Source organism: Bdellovibrio bacteriovorus, from assembly GCF_041888015.1.
Lineage (GTDB): Bacteria > Bdellovibrionota > Bdellovibrionia > Bdellovibrionales > Bdellovibrionaceae > Bdellovibrio.
On record NZ_CP168968.1, the window covers coordinates 1,696,260 to 1,711,688 of the forward strand.

A 15,429-nucleotide genomic window follows, 5' to 3' on the forward strand; every position below is an offset into this window, starting at 1 on the left:
TTTTAACTAAGGACGGAATAATGGATTTCTCATTTAGCACAATTAAACTTGAACAAAAAAGCAATGCTGTTTGGCTTCTGACGATTCATCGTCCGGATTCTCTGAATGCATTGAACTCCACGGTTTTGAACGAAATGGGCGAAGCTCTTCGTCAAATCGGCGAGATGGATTATTCCGATGCGCGCGCGCTGATCATCACAGGTAGCGGCGAAAAGGCCTTCGTGGCAGGTGCGGATATCAAAGAAATCAATGCGTTGGACGAAGAAAAAGCTCTGGCCTTCGCAGAACGTGGTCAAAGCATTTTCCATGAGCTGACTTTGTTGAAAATTCCCGTCATTGCGGCCGTGAACGGCTTTGCTTTGGGTGGTGGTTGTGAGCTCGCTTTGGGTTGTGATTTTATCTATGCCTCTGAAAATGCCAAATTCGGCTTGCCGGAAGTTTCCTTGGGATTGATTCCGGGCTTTGGTGGGACTGTGCGTATGGCTCGTGCCATCGGCCAGCGCCGCGCTCGTGAGCTAACCTATACAGGCGGCATGATCACAGCGGCTGAAGCTCAGACCATGGGCCTGGTGAATAAAGTCGTTCCACAAGCTGAATTGATGAACACAGTCATGAAAACTGTGGAAGCTATTTTGGTGAAAGCTCCGATTGCGGTGGGTTCTGCAAAGTACTCCATCAATCAGGCTTGGGACATGGACGTTGAAGAAGCTCAGAAGAACGAAGCAAGAATCTTTGCGGAACTCTTCTCTTCTGAAGATGTTAAAGAAGGCACAGGCGCCTTCATCGAGAAACGTAAAGCTGAATTTAAAGGTCGATAAGACACATGGCATACACACCGAAGAATCCGATCCGTATCGTCACTGCAGCCGCCTTGTTTGACGGCCACGACGCTAGTATCAACATTATGCGCAGAATCCTTCAGGATTTGGGCGCGGAAGTCATTCACTTGGGGCACAACCGCTCTGTGAGTGATGTTGTGAAGGCCGTCCTTCAAGAGGGCGCTCAGGGCGTCTGCATCAGCTCCTATCAAGGGGGCCACATGGAGTACTTCAAGTACATGAAGGATCTTCTGGATGAGGCCGGTGCTGGTTACGTCCGTATTTACGGCGGTGGTGGCGGTGTGATCGTCCACGACGAGAAAAAAGAGCTTGAGGCCTATGGCATCGCTCAAATCTTCCACCCGGACGACGGTCGTCGTTTGGGTCTGGAAGGCATGATCCAGATGATCGTTGAAGGTTGTGACTTCGACATTCTGGCAAAGCAAAAAGAATTTAAAACCAAAAAGAATATCTTCAAAGGTGACACCGTTCCTTCTGTGGAACTGGGCGTGGCTTTAACGGCGATCGAAAATGGTCATCAGGATTATTCTTTGAACAACTTCGGTCTAGAGTCCTTCAAAGCCAAAGACCGCCAGCCGCTGGTTCTGGGTATCACTGGAACGGGGGGCGCGGGTAAATCTTCTTTGATCGATGAAATGGTTCAGCGTTATTTGAACGCGTATCCGAACAAGAAAATCGCCGTGGTGTGCGTGGATCCGTCCAAACGTAAAACCGGTGGATCTTTGTTGGGCGACCGCATTCGTATGAACTCTTTGTCCCGCAATCACGTTTACATGCGCTCTGTCGCATCCCGTGGCTCGGGTCGTGAAATTGCCTCTTCTTTGCCGGATATTTTGAAATTCATCCGTCAATTGGATTTTGATTTTATCATTGCGGAAACTTCGGGGATCGGTCAGGGGAATATGGCGATCACAGAAGTCAGTGATATGTCCATGTATGTGATGACGTCTGACTTCGGGGCGCAGTCGCAGCTTGAAAAAATCGATATGATCGACTTCGCGGACCTGGTGGCGGTGAATAAAGCCGACCGCCGCGGGGCTTTGGATGCTCTTCGTGATGTGACCAAACAGTACAAACGCTCGCGCAAAATCTTTGATGAAAAGGTGCAGGTGCCGGTGTTCCTGACTCAGGCATCTCAGTTCAATGACGGCGGCGTGAATAAGTTGTTCTTTAAACTGGCTGATCTTTTGAACGAAAAACAATCAGGCCAGTGGGTGATTGACAGCAAGTACAAGGAAAATATCCTGTCTGCGGAAGAGCACGTGATCATCCCGGCGGATCGTCAGAACTATCTGGCCGAGATCACTTCCACAATTCATAAATATAAAAAACGCACAGAAACTTTGGCGGAAAAAGCGTCCCAATTGGGGGGCTTGCAAAAGATCGCTCCGTTGCTGGGAGCCACTGCTGAAACTGTGAAAAAGGTCGAGACCGATTTGTCTGCGGACTTTACTCAGGAAGAAATCGATCAGCTTAAAAACTTTGATGGCTTGATCGAAACTTATTCCGGGGACGAGTTGGTGTTTAAGGTTCGTGATAAAGAACTTCGCCAGCCGTTGGTGCGCGAGTCCTTGTCTGGAACAAAGATCCGCCGTGTGGTGGTTCCAAAGTTCAAGGACTGGGGCGATCGCTTCCGTTATTTGAAACTTGAAAACGTTCCGGGTGAATTCCCATACACCGCGGGTGTGTTCCAGTTAAAGCGTGCCGATGAAGATCCAAAGCGCATGTTCGCAGGCGAAGGCACGCCGGAAAGAACCAATCGTCGTTTCCATTACCTTACCAAGGGCGAAACGGCTCATCGTCTTTCCACGGCTTTTGACTCTGTGACCTTGTATGGTCAGGATCCTGATCAGCGTCCGGACATCTTCGGTAAAGTCGGTGAGTCCGGCGTTAGCATTTGTACTTTGAACGATATGAAAAAGCTCTATGCGGGCTTTGATCTGATCAATCCCAATACGTCGGTGAGTATGACCATCAATGGTCCGGCTCCGATGATCCTGGCATTCTATTTCAACACGGCTGTTGATCAGCAGGTGGAAAAGAAAGAAAAAGAACTGGGTCGCAAGCTGACTCAGGATGAATGGACGGATCTGGCTGTTTGGACGCTTCAACAGGTTCGTGGAACGGTTCAAGCTGACATTCTTAAGGAAGACCAGGGGCAAAATACTTGTATCTTCTCTATCAACTTCGCCTTGAAGATGATGGGCGATATTCAGGAATACTTTGTTAAGAGCAAAATCCGTAACTTCTATTCTGTGAGTATCTCGGGCTACCATATTGCCGAAGCGGGTGCGAATCCGATTTCTCAATTGGCGTTCACGCTTTCGAATGGTTTCACATTTGTTGAATACTATTTGGCGCGTGGCTTGAAAGTCGACGACTTTGCTCCGAATCTCTCTTTCTTCTTCAGTAACGGTCTGGATCCGGAATACTCTGTTCTGGGTCGTGTGGCCCGCCGTATTTGGGCGGTGGCGATGCGTGACCTGTATAAGGGCAATGATCGTTCTCAGAAGTTGAAGTATCATATTCAGACTTCCGGGCGTTCTTTGCATGCTCAGGAAATTGACTTCAATGATATCAGAACGACTTTGCAGGCTTTGATTGCTCTTTACGACAACTGCAACAGCTTGCACACCAATGCCTATGATGAGGCGATCACCACACCAACGGAAGAATCCGTTCGTCGTGCGATGGCGATTCAGTTGATCATCAACCGTGAATTCGGCATGACCATGAATGAAAACCCAATGCAGGGCTCGTTCTTCATTGATGAGCTGACAGATCTGGTGGAAGAAGCCGTCTTGAACGAATTTAAGAAAATCAACGAGCGTGGCGGTGTTTTGGGTGCGATGGAGACTCAATACCAGCGTTCCAAGATCCAGGAAGAGTCTTTGTACTATGAAAGACTTAAGCACGATGGAACTTTGCCGATCATCGGCGTGAATACGTTCATCGACCCAAAAACAATGGCGGCGGACTATATTCCACCAAAAATCGAGCTGGCACGTGCTTCTTACGAAGAAAAGAACGCGCAGTTGGATAACGTTCACAAGTTCCAGGACGGGCATGGCACCCAAGGCGAAAAAGAATTGCAGAACCTGAAGAATACAGTTCTAAACGGTGGCAACATCTTCGCAGCCCTGATGACAGCCGCAAGATACTGCAGCTTGTATCAAATGACTCAGGCGTTGTACGAAGTAGGCGGCCAATACCGCCGAAACCTCTAGTCGGTTGTTGAAAAAGGCTCATTCGACTGCGTTGTCGGGGGCCTTCTTTCACTCCGACGCGCTTGGAGCACGCCTGCGTTGCAGAAAACCCCCTCCGCCTTGCGCCTGAACCTTTTTGAACAACCTTGGGTAAAACCTCAAAAGGTGCCTGGTTGTTTTTTCTGGCTATGTGGCGTTAGAGATTGGGAGTCTGATGGTGAGTCGGGCTCCCTTTGTTTTTTCGGCTTCTTGGATATTTTCTAAGGCGACAGATCCGTTGTGAAGATCGGCGATGGCTTTCATGATTACTGAGCCTAGACCCAGTGAAAAGTGACCGTCTTTGGTGATTTTTCTGCCGCGGAATTCGCGACGCTGGCCGAAGCTTTTTATGGATTCGGCGTCAGCGCCGTTTCCGTCATCAACGATCTCGACAATCAAATCATATTCTTTTTGTTGAACAGTGATATCCACTTCTCCTTGAGCGTAACGGGCGGCATTGTCCAGACCGTTGCGAAGCAGCCTTAAAATCAAGTGACTGTCCCCAAGCACCACAGCCGACGGTGGGGCCGAGCTGTTAAGGTTCCAGTTCAGGTTGCGCTGATTACTTTGGCGATAGCGGACTTCTTGCGACAGAATATCCTGCACTTGAATTTTTTCGGTGCTGGCCTTGAAGTGAGGCTCGTCCAGCGAGGCAATCGTCATGAGCTGTTCGATCAGGTCCTTGAAGTAGTCGATTTCTCGAATCAGAATGCTGAATAGCTCGTTGCGCTCGGATTCCGAAATCCTGTTGTAGTGAATCTGCAAAGTTTCAAAAGAAGTTTTAAGGCTGGTCAGCGGAGTGCGCAGATCATGTCCCATTTCCTGAAGCAATTGTTTGCGGGTTCTTTCGGTTGCGTGAATGCGACCCACCAGCTTTTCAATTTCTTCAGCCATACGGTTAAAGTCCAGCATCAGCTCGCCGAATTCATCCAGACGATGAATTTCGAAGCGGGCCTTCAGGTCGCCTTCTTCCAGACGACGCAACACCGAGTGTGCTTCGGCGGATTTTTTGCGCATATAGAAGAACACAGAAGCCATCGCCAGAATCAGCGCAATGACAATCATTGAGGCCGTTAAAAGGGCCTGAGTCAGAATCAGGCCTCCTAAGATTGGGCGCGGTGGTTCTTTCACGACCAGATAAGTCGGGTTTTCCGTATCGAGCTTTAAGATCATATATACGGTACCCAGACGGAAGAAGTTTTCCACACTCTCAACCTGTTTGGTGACTTTGGGATGTGGCAGTTGCTCCCACGCAACGGGTAGCAAGGGGATGCGTTTGGCAATCAAAACGGCGCCTTTATCGTCGACAATCCAGGTTTCGAAATCCAGAGGTGGCGGGGGGCGGAAGCCTTCTTTTGGGTGAGGCCGTGGCATTGGTGGCGGCGGGGCCATCATAGCTCCGGGAGGCGGCATCGGGGGGCGGAAGTCACGGTCACGACGTAAAAGATCTTTCTGCTTTTTGATATCTTCAAGGGAAAGACCTTGCAGGCGTTGTTCCAAGGATTCGGCATAAAAACGAAGGAAGTCGTCGCGGAAGCGAGCACCTTGAATGGACATAAAACGATGCATGAATAAAAGAGAAACCGCACTCAAAGCCAGAGCAATGGTCAGACTGAAAAGAGAAATCTTGATGAGAGCTTTTTTATTCATGGATGAGCACCTTTAAGCAGTATCGGATAAAATTCCGTTCCGCTCACCATAAATTTAAAGCCAGAATTGTTGAGACTTTGTGGAAGCGCCCCGACTGCGAGGGAAAGTCTCATAATGAGAGGCTGTTTGCGAAATTAAAACGGCCCCGTTCCTATAGGTGGAGGAACGGGGCCGTAACCTTCAGGACCGTTAGAAGGTTTTATTCACGATAAATTGAACTTTTTGGCCACCCAAGTATTGGGCACTGTCACGACGAACCACAAGGTCCATGTACAGTTTTGTGGAAGGCGACGGGTTCAGGTTGATCGCTTTCAAAGCGATACCCAGTTCCTCACCCGCCAATGCGATAGCTTCGCGAGTGAAGTTTTTCTCTCCCAACCACTCAATCTTGCCATTGGACAGTTTTTTCCAGACGACCAGTTTGTACTGAGATTGAACTTCTTCCATCGCCGGAGTTTGATCGCGGATGATCACCACGCGATCGGCGCCCGCACCTTCAATGCGCAGGATTTGTACCTGAGACGCATTTTTCAGGTTTTGGACTTCGTCCTGATCCAGCTCTTTCTTTTCGTAAAGAGCGGTCTGCTCAAAGCTCAATGCGCCGGAAGCAACGTTGACACCGTGGCGTTCCACGCGCAACTGGATGCTGTACTGACCTTCACGGGCCAGTCCGGGAGTAGCGATGGTCACAATCTTGGCGGCGGTATTTTCCGCACGCTGTTCGAAGACCACGGCTTGGCTTTGTTGGTCACGAATCACCACTGTGTAAACAGAGGTCACACGTGCAGAACCGATTGTTTCTTTGAAAGTAATCTGACCTTGTCCTTTGTTGAACTGAAGCTTTAGGTCGGTCACCGTCGCAGTACCCGCATTGGCTTCATTCCACTTCGGAGTTGTTTTTACCACGAAGACTTTTTCGCGACCCTCTTGTTTGGACTCTGCAACAACATAAGTGAAGATGTCAGACTGGATAGTCATTTGAACTTCAGGTTTTGCCTCGGTGCCACTCAGAACAAGTTTGATTTGCTCAGATTCACCAGCCAACAAAGCTGCTTCCTGCGGGAAGATCACAGACACTGGTTGAGTGAACTGATGATCAAACACTTCACGGTACTTCGTTACGCAGCAACGTGTTTCTTCACGGTACTTCGTGACAGTGCGTGTGCGAGCTTCAGAACGATATTTAGTGACCGTGCGAGTTCTTGTCTCTTGACGGTATTTGGTCACAGTGCGAGTGCGCAGCTCTTGTCTGTAGTGGGTTTCATCGCGGTAGCGGGTTACCGGACGGGTTTTGCGAACGCGTTCGTTGCTGCATTCGCGATCAGTATAAGGAACTTGGCGGCAGCTTGGAACGTCACGGCAGACACGAGGTCCTTCAGTGCACTCGTTGCGCGTTTTGCAAATACGTTCACCGTGGGCATTGGTGCCACACTCTGTGATCGGTTGGCAGGTACGGCCACCTGGCTCGCAAAGACGTTCATTGGAACACTCTTGGCGATATTTGGTGACGTTGCGACATTGATATTCAGTGTCCCAGTACTCTTCATAGTCGGTGTAAGCCACGCGTTCAGTGTAAGGAACATTTTCGTAATATGTTTCCGTGGTCTGATAAGGAATATCAACGGTGTAGGTTTCTTCTGCTTGATAGGGAACATCGACATAGTAAGTTTCTTCGGCTTGATAAGGAACTTGCTCTGTATAGTTGGCTTGATAAGGCTCTTGCTTATACACATTGGCAGAAAGTTCGCCTCTTACTGTATTTGCAGATTGAGCGGTGCGCGTCAGAGTCGTTTGCTTGGTCTCTTGCGGAGCCGCAAACGCCGAGGCTCCGATCATCAGAGTCACAATGACTCCGATTAGTGGTTTTAATGTCATGAATCCCCCTTCATTTTTGACGAAGAGGGACTTTTGCAAGCACCAAGCCAAGACAAAAGGTGCCTGGTTGTTTTTTCTGGCTACAACGCATCAGAAGGAATGTTGGGCAATAAAAAAGCCCACAGTTCAAGTTCTGTGGGCTTTTCAGTATGTTATCTAGGGGGCTGCTGCGCCATAGCCAGAAAAAACAACCAGGCACCTTTTAGAGTTGGGCGATGATCTTTTCTGCGATGCGAACACCGTCGCAGGCGGCGGAGGTGATACCACCGGCATAACCGGCGCCTTCGCCTGCGGGGTAAAGGCCTTTGTGGGAAACGCTTTCCAGGGTTTCATCGTCACGGGTGACGCGAATAGGGCAGCTTGTACGGGATTCAACGCCGTAAACTTGGGCGTCTTCGACCAGGAAGCCCTTCATGCTGCTTTGGAATTTTTCAAAGCCTTCGCGCAGACGATCGCGCATGTTTTTCGGCAGAAGTTCATCCAAGCGAATGTTCAAAGCCCCTGACGGTGAGGATCCGGCACGCAAAGCACGGGGACCTGTTTTGCTGTTGGTTCCGTAAAGGAAATCCAAAAGATTTTGCGCAGGAAGCTCGCGGGTGCCTCCGGCATCAACAACGGCATTATAGGCACGCGTTTCCAAATCACGGCGCATTTTCATTCCGCCAAAGATGTCGTCGCCGAAGTTCTTGTCGTGATCAATGCTGACCACGATGGCGGCATTGGCGAAAGGCGAGTTACGGTTGTAGTTACTCATCCCATTGCAGACGATGCCGTCGGCTTCAGTCCCAGAAGACAGAACGTAACCACCCGGGCACATGCAGAAAGAATAAACCCCGATGCCGGATTTGTTGTCGTGATGAGCCAGCTTGTAGTTGGCAGCACCCAGCTTGGGATGCTCAGAGAATTGGCGGTATTGGATTTTGTTGATGGACGCCTGAGAATGCTCTACACGCAGGCCCATCGCAAAGGATTTGCCGTCCAGCTTTACACCAATATCACGCAAGTGATTGATCATGTCTTCGGCAGAGTGCCCTGTGGCCATAACCACATGAGGGGAGCGGAATTCGGTGCCATGCTCGGTGCGCACGCCGATGACTTGTTTGCCTTCTAATAAGACCTCAGTGACTTGTGTATTGAAGTGAATTTCGCAACCATTGGCGCGCAGGAATTCGCGCAGCTTCGGAATCACGCGACGAATACGGTCAGATCCCACGTGGGGATTGGACAGCCATTGGATTTCTTCCGGAGCTCCGAACTGCACCAGACGGTTCATCACATAAGGAATGTGCGGGGATTTAATACGTGTGATCAGTTTTCCGTCAGAGTAAAGTCCCGCGCCGCCTTCACCAAAGCACACGTTATTGCGCGGATCAAGTTTACCATAGCGCCAGTATTGATTAATGCCCTTAATGCGTTCGCCGCTATCAGAGCCACGCTCAAATAATACGCAAGGAACACCCCGTTCAACAAAACGCAGAGCCGCGAATAGTCCAGCAGGGCCAGTTCCCACGATCAGAGGTTTTTCCTTGGGATTTTCAATGTGTTCCATTTTGAATTCAGGCAAAGAAAGTGTTTCGCCTTTGTCAGCCACTTCAACCGTGTAAACGAAGTGAGGGGAGTGCGAGCGGCGTGCATCGACGCTTTGGCGCAAAATACGATACGGGCCGTGTTCAGGCATCATCCATTGCAGTTTTTCTTCGAGGTCTTGATCAATAGGGATTTCTAGATTCTGGATAATCTTGGACATGACGCTTGGACTCCGGGTCCCTGTTAAGGACCAAAATGGTGTTTAATTGAGAACCATCATACTTGAAAGTCCTTTAGGTGACAAAGGGGTCTGTCTCAGATATAAAGATTTCTATGTCTGCAATTACAAGAATTCTTCCAAAACGTCGTCTAAGCCGCTGGGTCGGTTACTTCATGCACTGGCAGGGGCCCTCTTTGTGGGCTCGTTTGTCTATCCGCGGTTTTGCGTGGCTTTATAACATCGATTTGAACGAAGCTGAAAAGGCTTATAACGAATACCCTTCCATTGGCGAGTTCTTCGTCCGTCGTCTGAAGTCGGGCATTCGTCCTGTGGGCAGCTCTTGGGCGGTTCATCCCGCTGACAGTAAAATCACTCAGGCCGCTCCGATTGACGATGGCACCCTGATTCAGGCCAAAGGGCACACCTACAAATTGAGCGAATTCACTCAGGATCCGGATTGTTCCAAAAAATGGGCTGGTGGCTTCTTTATGACCTACTATCTGTGCCCGACGGATTATCACCGCGTGCATTCTCCGGTGGACGGTCAGATCACTGATGTTCGCTATATGCCGGGCGAGCTATGGCCTGTGAACGAATGGAGCACCAGCAATGTGCCGAATTTGTTCTCTGTGAATGAACGTGTGTTGGTTGAGATTCAAACGGATTTGGGACCTGTTGGGGTCGTCTTTGTCGGCGCTACCAATGTGGGCCATATTGTGCTGAGTTTTGATGAAAAAATCCGCGGCAATCAAAAGGGCCCGCACATCTTCCAGCATAAACAGTACTCACCAGAAATTCCGGTTCACAAAGGTTCTGAATTGGGGATGTTCCGTATGGGTTCTACCGTGGTGATGTTGTATCCACCAAGTTTCCGCCAGAAGTTTGAAAAGAACTTGAATCTGGGGCCGGCTGTTCGTGTGAACGCCAGCCTGATTTCCTAGGGTTTAAGCGGGGTAGGAACACTCTGTCAGGGGTGTTTCTGCCACAGTGACTTTTGTCAAAGTCGGCAGCACCACACGGGCGTTGTCGTAAAGCCATTTTGCCAGCAGCTCCGAAGTGGGGTTTTCCAGTCCTGGCACTTCATTCAAGACACGATGATCAATCTGTTCCAAAAGAGGCTTCATCGCCGCCTGAATTTCATTATAGTCAATCACCCAGCCAATTTTAGGGTCTAAGTCACCCACCAAAGTGAGCACCAGCTTAAAGCTGTGCCCATGCATACGAGAGCAAGGGTGGCTTGCGGGAAGGTGAGGCAGGAATCGAGCGGATTCAATTTGAAAATGCTGCTTGAGTTCGAATTTCATGCTAATACTATAGTCATTCCGAGGTGAGTATGTCCACGACCACGTTGCATTTGGCGAAGCAAAATTTTAAGTTTTCTGCCGCGCATTTTTTGATTTTTGACGAAACGCACGCTGAGCGTCTGCATGGTCACAATTATCAGGTGAAAGTGGATATTAAAACTCCCTCCGAAGAAGAGTTGCACTCGGATGGCTACTTCCTGGATTTCAATGTTTTTAAGAAATACATCAAAGCCCGTCTGGATCAGTGGGACGAAATCGTCTTGCTTCCGGAAAATCAAAAGGACATGAAATTCAAAAAGACGGCAAAGTCCCTGGAAGTCACCTTTCGTGATCGCTTCTATGTGTTTCCTTTGAATGAAGTGACTTTGTTGCCGGTGACCAACACCAGCGTTGAACAGCTCTCCCGCTTATTGGCGGAAGAGTTCTATGCGGAATTTAAGCAGTACGGAGTTAAAAGTGTGCGCGTGTATGTTGAGGAAACCCGCGGACAGGGGGCTTCCACTATAGCGCCGACTAAGGCTTAAGTTTTCCCGAAGCGACTTCTTCGGCTGAAATTTCCTTTACTACACGATAACGCCAGAAACAGATGCGACCACCTTCATTGAGTTTTTGCATCAGGCGTTCTTCCGTCAGATCCGGGCTGCCATCGCAGTCGATATGAGCAAAATCTGCAAAAGCATCAATACGATTCACTGACCACGAGTAGGGCGCTTTGTCGCGCGATAAGAAGGAGCGATTAAAGCCACCGTGACCCAGTTCAATGCCCGCCACGACGATTTTTTCCAAGGCAGGGTTGCGAATTTGTTCCCGAGCTGTGGCAATAAGTTCTGGCTTATCCAAGGCAATGACGAAGGCTTCTTCGGGGCGTGCATCGCGGGTGGATACCAGGAAGTAAGTTTTAGAGGTGTCCAGCGCCAAAGTGACTGGCTTCATGGCGATGGCTGGACTGACTTGTTCCGAGCTTCCGCTGTCATAGCTGAGGATGGAATGCAGGCGTTCTTGCCCCTGGATTTCAATACGGGCGATGTCTTGACCTAAAGACCACTTGAAAGTTTCTGTATCATAATAGTTTTTCAGCTGGACCTTACGATTTCCAATCTCAGCCCCCAGTCGGTTGTAGGCCTTGAGGTGAACGGAGTTAGACTTCAAGTAAAGGTTCATTATATGCAGCTTTACGGTTTGAACCGAGGACGGCAGCCAGTGAGTGACCTCGGGCGATGTCGTATCGTTTAAAGGAGTGCTGAAAGAATCAGCGCAAACACTGGTGACTTGCACGATATTGCTGTCCCAGGCCTTGATAGAAAAGCCTTTTTGTTCTGGTAAAAACTCGGTGCCGCGAATTTTTATTTCAGATTTAGGATCCAGATCATGGTGGAGCTCATCGATTTCGTGGTTGTATCTCACCTGAGTCCAGACTCTTTGCGGTTCCGAGGATTTATTCTTCACAAAGATGGTAAGGTTTTCCGGAGAGCAAAGAGCGGGAGAGTAGAATAACTGCGAAGCTGCCGCCGGAAGGTGGGTCAGAAGGATCAAGCTGCCAATACCGATAGAAGTCTTAATACTAAAATCCATATAGACTTCGGATCGGCTTTGGCCTTGGGAACTTAATCCAAGGTCCTAAAAACAGGACTTAAGGTAAGGTAATTTGAGGGTCTTTAAGAACCATTTTCATTTGGTTTTCAACGCCTAAGGGGTGGGTTAAAGGACTTCCCTTTGAGCCGGCAAGCTCTTAACACAGAAGCCATAGAGACAGAGGAAAGTATGAAGTTACACGATACTGCGATCAAAACCGGGCAACAGGTCGAGATCACTGGTTTTACCGGTGAAGACATTTTGCGTGAACGCTTGCATGAGATGGGCCTCAGAGTCGGCTCGTTGATCACGGTCTTGGGGAAAGCTCCTTTCGGAGGTCCTCTGTTGATTCGCTTTAATACCAGCTTTCTGGCCCTGAGAAGTGAGGAAGCCGCATGCGCTCAAGTGATGTTGAAGTAACAGTTGAAGAAAAATGCATTGCTCTGGTCGGAGCTCCGAACTCTGGCAAGACGACACTTTACAATTGGCTGACAGGCTCTCGCTTTAAAACAGTGAACTATCCAGGCGCAACGGTAGAGTTTTCTATCGGACATCTGGCTTCGCACTTGGGTGAAGGTCTGATGGCTATGGATACGCCGGGAACCTACAGCCTGCATCCCAAGTCGGCTGACGAGTGGGTGACTCTGCGCTCGATTTATGAAAATCCCAAAGTTGAAAAAATCGACGGCATCGTTGTCGTGGTGGATGGAACACAGATTTCCCGCCATTTGCAGTTGGTCATGCAGCTGAAGGAAACCGGCTTCCCGATGATGGTGGTGATCACCATGTCGGATTTGCTTCGCCGCGAAGGTGTGGAAGTTGATTTGGCTTACCTTAGTCAGACCTTTGGTTGTCCGGTGCTGCCATTTGACGGACTGTTGGCTGGAGGCCTGCGTGAGATCGTGGCTGCGGCTCAGAAGCTGGGGTCGTCAAAAACTCCGGCACGTCCTGTGCCTTGGGGTTTTGAGTTGCAGGAACAAAAACTGAAAGAGTGTGAACGTATCGCTCAAGAGGCCTTGCGACACAAGACCGATCATGCACAAGAACGTTTGAACCGTATTGTGGCAACCACGGAAAAACTGGATCGCTTCCTTTTGCACCCGGTTTTTGGTTTTGTATTTTTCATTCTGATCATGGGCGGCCTGTTTGCCAGTGTCTTCTGGTTGGCGACACCTTTCATGGATACGATTGATGGTTGGTTCTCAGCTTTGGGTGAACAAGTGGCGACAATGGGGCCGGGCACTTTGTGGGCGGACTTCCTGGCCAACGGCGTGGTGGCAAGCTTTGCCGCGTTTATGGTTTTCGTTCCTCAGATCTTCATTCTGTTTATCGCTATTGGTCTTTTGGAAAGCACGGGTTATCTGGCGCGCGCCGCTACTTTGATTGATCGACCGTTTTCCGCATTGGGTATGAGTGGTCGTTCGTTTGTTCCGTTGCTGTCAGGTTTTGCCTGTGCAGTTCCGGCGATCATTGCGACCAGAAATATTCCCTCAACCAAGGATCGACTGATTACGGCCTTTGTGGTGCCGTTGATGAGCTGCTCGGCGCGTTTGCCGGTCTATGCTTTGTGTATCGCGTTCTTGTTCCACGGCCAGTCGGCTCTTTATGCAGGTTTGGCGATGGCAGCACTTTATTTGGGTTCTATCATTGTGGGTGCGATTGCTGCCGGAGTTGTAAGTAAATTTATTCCACGTAAAGAGCCGTCCTTCTTTATGATGGAGCTTCCGATCTATCGTCGTCCGAAAGTGCGCGTCCTGCTTCGTCAGGCATGGACCAGAACGCTGTCCTATGTGAAGCGTGCAGGTCCGATCATCTTTACGTTTGCGGTGATTATCTGGGTGGGAACGACCTTCCCGAACTATCAGACCGAAGATGCCCATCAAAAGTTGGAAGACAGTTATGTCGGGCAGATGGGTAAATTCATCGAGCCAGTGGTGGCTCCAATGGGTGTGGACTGGCGCGTGGGTGTTGGTCTGATCTCGGCATTTGCGGCGCGTGAGGTGTTTGTGTCTTCGATGGCTGTGACGTTTAATATCACAGATACGGACGAGGATACGCAGCAGCAGGCCTTGTTGACTCAGATGAGTACAGCGACGAATTCTGCCGGAGAAAAAATCTTTACGGTCAGCTCAGTGATAGGTCTGATGATTTTCTTCCTGATTGCTTTGCAGTGTATGTCCACAGTCGGGGTGCAGATTCGCGAATCCGGTTCGTGGAAGTTTGCGATCATGCAGTTGGTGGTCTTTAACGTTGGGGCGTACCTGATTGTTGTGGCCGTGGTTCAGGGGCTGCGAGTTCTAGGAGTCCCTTAATATAGTTCCTAAGCGTCCCGAGAAAAGGGACGCTTTATCGCATTGGCGAGTTCTATTTAAGTACAAATTCTGGATAGTTCTGCAGGTGACTGCGCAGATAGTCCGGGCAGTCTGCCAAAGGGTCCACAATCTTCGTTTTAATTCCCGTTCCAAAAAGATCGCCACCGGAAGAAATCAACTCGCGAATTCTTTCCGGGGATCTGTTGTTCTCGGTGTTGTGTTCCTGATGAGAGTACGCTTCCAGTTTCTGAAGAACGCGATCGACTCCGCCCAGCCAGCTATAGTGCCAGCCCCCGTTTTCGATAAAACTGCGTTTGGTTTTCTTCTGATTGCGGGATGTGCGCAGATCCTCAAAGTTTGTGAAGTCCTTGTAGTGAACCGCAATGCTGCCGTGCCAAGGCATATAACCATCAGCACAGTACTCGATAGGCTCGTTATAATCGTAAACAAAGCAGTTCACATAATAATAGAACATCTTCTGACGGAAGACCTTCAAGTGCGGCAAAGACTTGGCCTTTTCAATAGCTTCTTTACGGGGAATTTCATCCACATCCGACAGCAAAATCAAATCATCAGGTTTGCAGTCAGTCAGACCTTTGCTGACAAAGTCCCTTTGGTTGCGCTCAAAGTCCCAGGTTTTAGTGGGGCGAAAGCGGGTAAAGAACGTAGGGTACTTATCAACAACGATGTGACGGATCTTAGGCAGGAATTTGGCAAATCTTTCTTTGTTCTTTTCAAAGATAAGTTCTTTCGGTTTGTTTTGAAAAGACCGGCTGGCTTCGACCAAAACAAAAACATCAACGACATCGTTGAGTTCGTTCAAACGGATTTCCAGAAGATCCAATTCATTGAAGAATGAAAAGCAATCATAGACTTTAGCCACGA

The 15,429-nt window shown here is 49.3% G+C and carries 12 protein-coding genes; 6 read left to right on the forward strand and 6 right to left on the reverse strand.

The genetic code is table 11. The features are described 5' to 3' along the window. Positions 1 to 20: 20 nt before the first annotated feature. Positions 21 to 818 (forward strand): enoyl-CoA hydratase-related protein, encoded by a 798-nt coding sequence (locus ACES2G_RS08200; protein WP_347358904.1) that lies wholly within the window; start codon positions 21 to 23, stop codon positions 816 to 818. A 5-nt stretch (positions 819 to 823) separates the two neighbouring features. Continuing rightward, positions 824 to 4,066, forward strand: a complete 3,243-nt coding sequence (gene icmF / locus ACES2G_RS08205) for a fused isobutyryl-CoA mutase/GTPase IcmF (protein WP_374001801.1) — start codon at positions 824 to 826, stop codon at positions 4,064 to 4,066. 165 nt (positions 4,067 to 4,231) lie between these two features. On the opposite strand, the gene ACES2G_RS08210 is transcribed toward icmF, so the two are convergent. From ACES2G_RS08210 to ACES2G_RS08220, 3 genes are all read right to left on the reverse strand, one after another. After that, a complete protein-coding gene (locus tag ACES2G_RS08210) occupies positions 4,232 to 5,734 on the reverse strand; it encodes an ATP-binding protein (protein ID WP_374001802.1) in 1,503 nt (500 codons plus the stop codon). A 189-nt stretch (positions 5,735 to 5,923) separates the two neighbouring features. After that, complete coding sequence (locus tag ACES2G_RS08215) at positions 5,924 to 7,609, reverse strand: hypothetical protein (protein WP_374001803.1); 1,686 nt, start codon at positions 7,607 to 7,609, stop codon at positions 5,924 to 5,926. 202 nt (positions 7,610 to 7,811) lie between these two features. Next, positions 7,812 to 9,356, reverse strand: a complete 1,545-nt coding sequence (locus ACES2G_RS08220) for an FAD-dependent oxidoreductase (protein ID WP_347358900.1) — start codon at positions 9,354 to 9,356, stop codon at positions 7,812 to 7,814. A 113-nt stretch (positions 9,357 to 9,469) separates the two neighbouring features. On the opposite strand from ACES2G_RS08220, the gene asd reads away from it, so the two are divergent. Continuing rightward, the gene (gene asd, locus ACES2G_RS08225; RefSeq protein WP_374001804.1) at positions 9,470 to 10,297 is read left to right on the forward strand and encodes an archaetidylserine decarboxylase; all 828 of its coding nucleotides are present in this window, start codon (positions 9,470 to 9,472) and stop codon (positions 10,295 to 10,297) included. 3 nt (positions 10,298 to 10,300) lie between these two features. On the opposite strand, the gene queD is transcribed toward asd, so the two are convergent. Further along, positions 10,301 to 10,660 (reverse strand): 6-carboxytetrahydropterin synthase QueD, encoded by a 360-nt coding sequence (queD, locus tag ACES2G_RS08230; protein ID WP_347358898.1) that lies wholly within the window; start codon positions 10,658 to 10,660, stop codon positions 10,301 to 10,303. A 29-nt stretch (positions 10,661 to 10,689) separates the two neighbouring features. Here queD and ACES2G_RS08235 point away from each other — a divergent pair, with 29 nt between their 5' ends. Next, positions 10,690 to 11,184 carry a 6-pyruvoyl tetrahydropterin synthase family protein gene (locus ACES2G_RS08235; protein WP_374001805.1) on the forward strand — a complete coding sequence of 165 codons (495 nt, stop codon included), beginning with the start codon at positions 10,690 to 10,692 and terminating at the stop codon, positions 11,182 to 11,184. Here ACES2G_RS08235 and ACES2G_RS08240 read toward each other — a convergent pair. Then, positions 11,174 to 12,232, reverse strand: a complete 1,059-nt coding sequence (locus tag ACES2G_RS08240) for a hypothetical protein (protein ID WP_374001806.1) — start codon at positions 12,230 to 12,232, stop codon at positions 11,174 to 11,176. The two genes, ACES2G_RS08235 and ACES2G_RS08240, sit on opposite strands and share 11 nt — an antisense overlap. A 189-nt stretch (positions 12,233 to 12,421) precedes the next feature. Between ACES2G_RS08240 and ACES2G_RS08245 the strand changes: the two genes are divergently transcribed. Both ACES2G_RS08245 and ACES2G_RS08250 read left to right on the forward strand, forming a co-directional pair. After that, positions 12,422 to 12,652, forward strand: coding sequence for a FeoA family protein (locus ACES2G_RS08245; protein WP_347358895.1), 231 nt, complete (start codon positions 12,422 to 12,424; stop codon positions 12,650 to 12,652). Then, entirely contained in the window at positions 12,628 to 14,544 is a 1,917-nt protein-coding gene (locus tag ACES2G_RS08250) for a ferrous iron transporter B (RefSeq protein WP_347358894.1), read from the forward strand. The genes ACES2G_RS08245 and ACES2G_RS08250 overlap by 25 nt, the downstream gene beginning before the upstream one ends. Before the next feature lie 52 nt (positions 14,545 to 14,596). On the opposite strand, the gene ACES2G_RS08255 is transcribed toward ACES2G_RS08250, so the two are convergent. Beyond that, positions 14,597 to 15,427: a hypothetical protein gene (locus tag ACES2G_RS08255; protein WP_347358893.1), complete on the reverse strand. Its 831-nt coding sequence runs from the start codon at positions 15,425 to 15,427 to the stop codon at positions 14,597 to 14,599. Between the last annotated feature and the right edge of the window lie 2 nt (positions 15,428 to 15,429).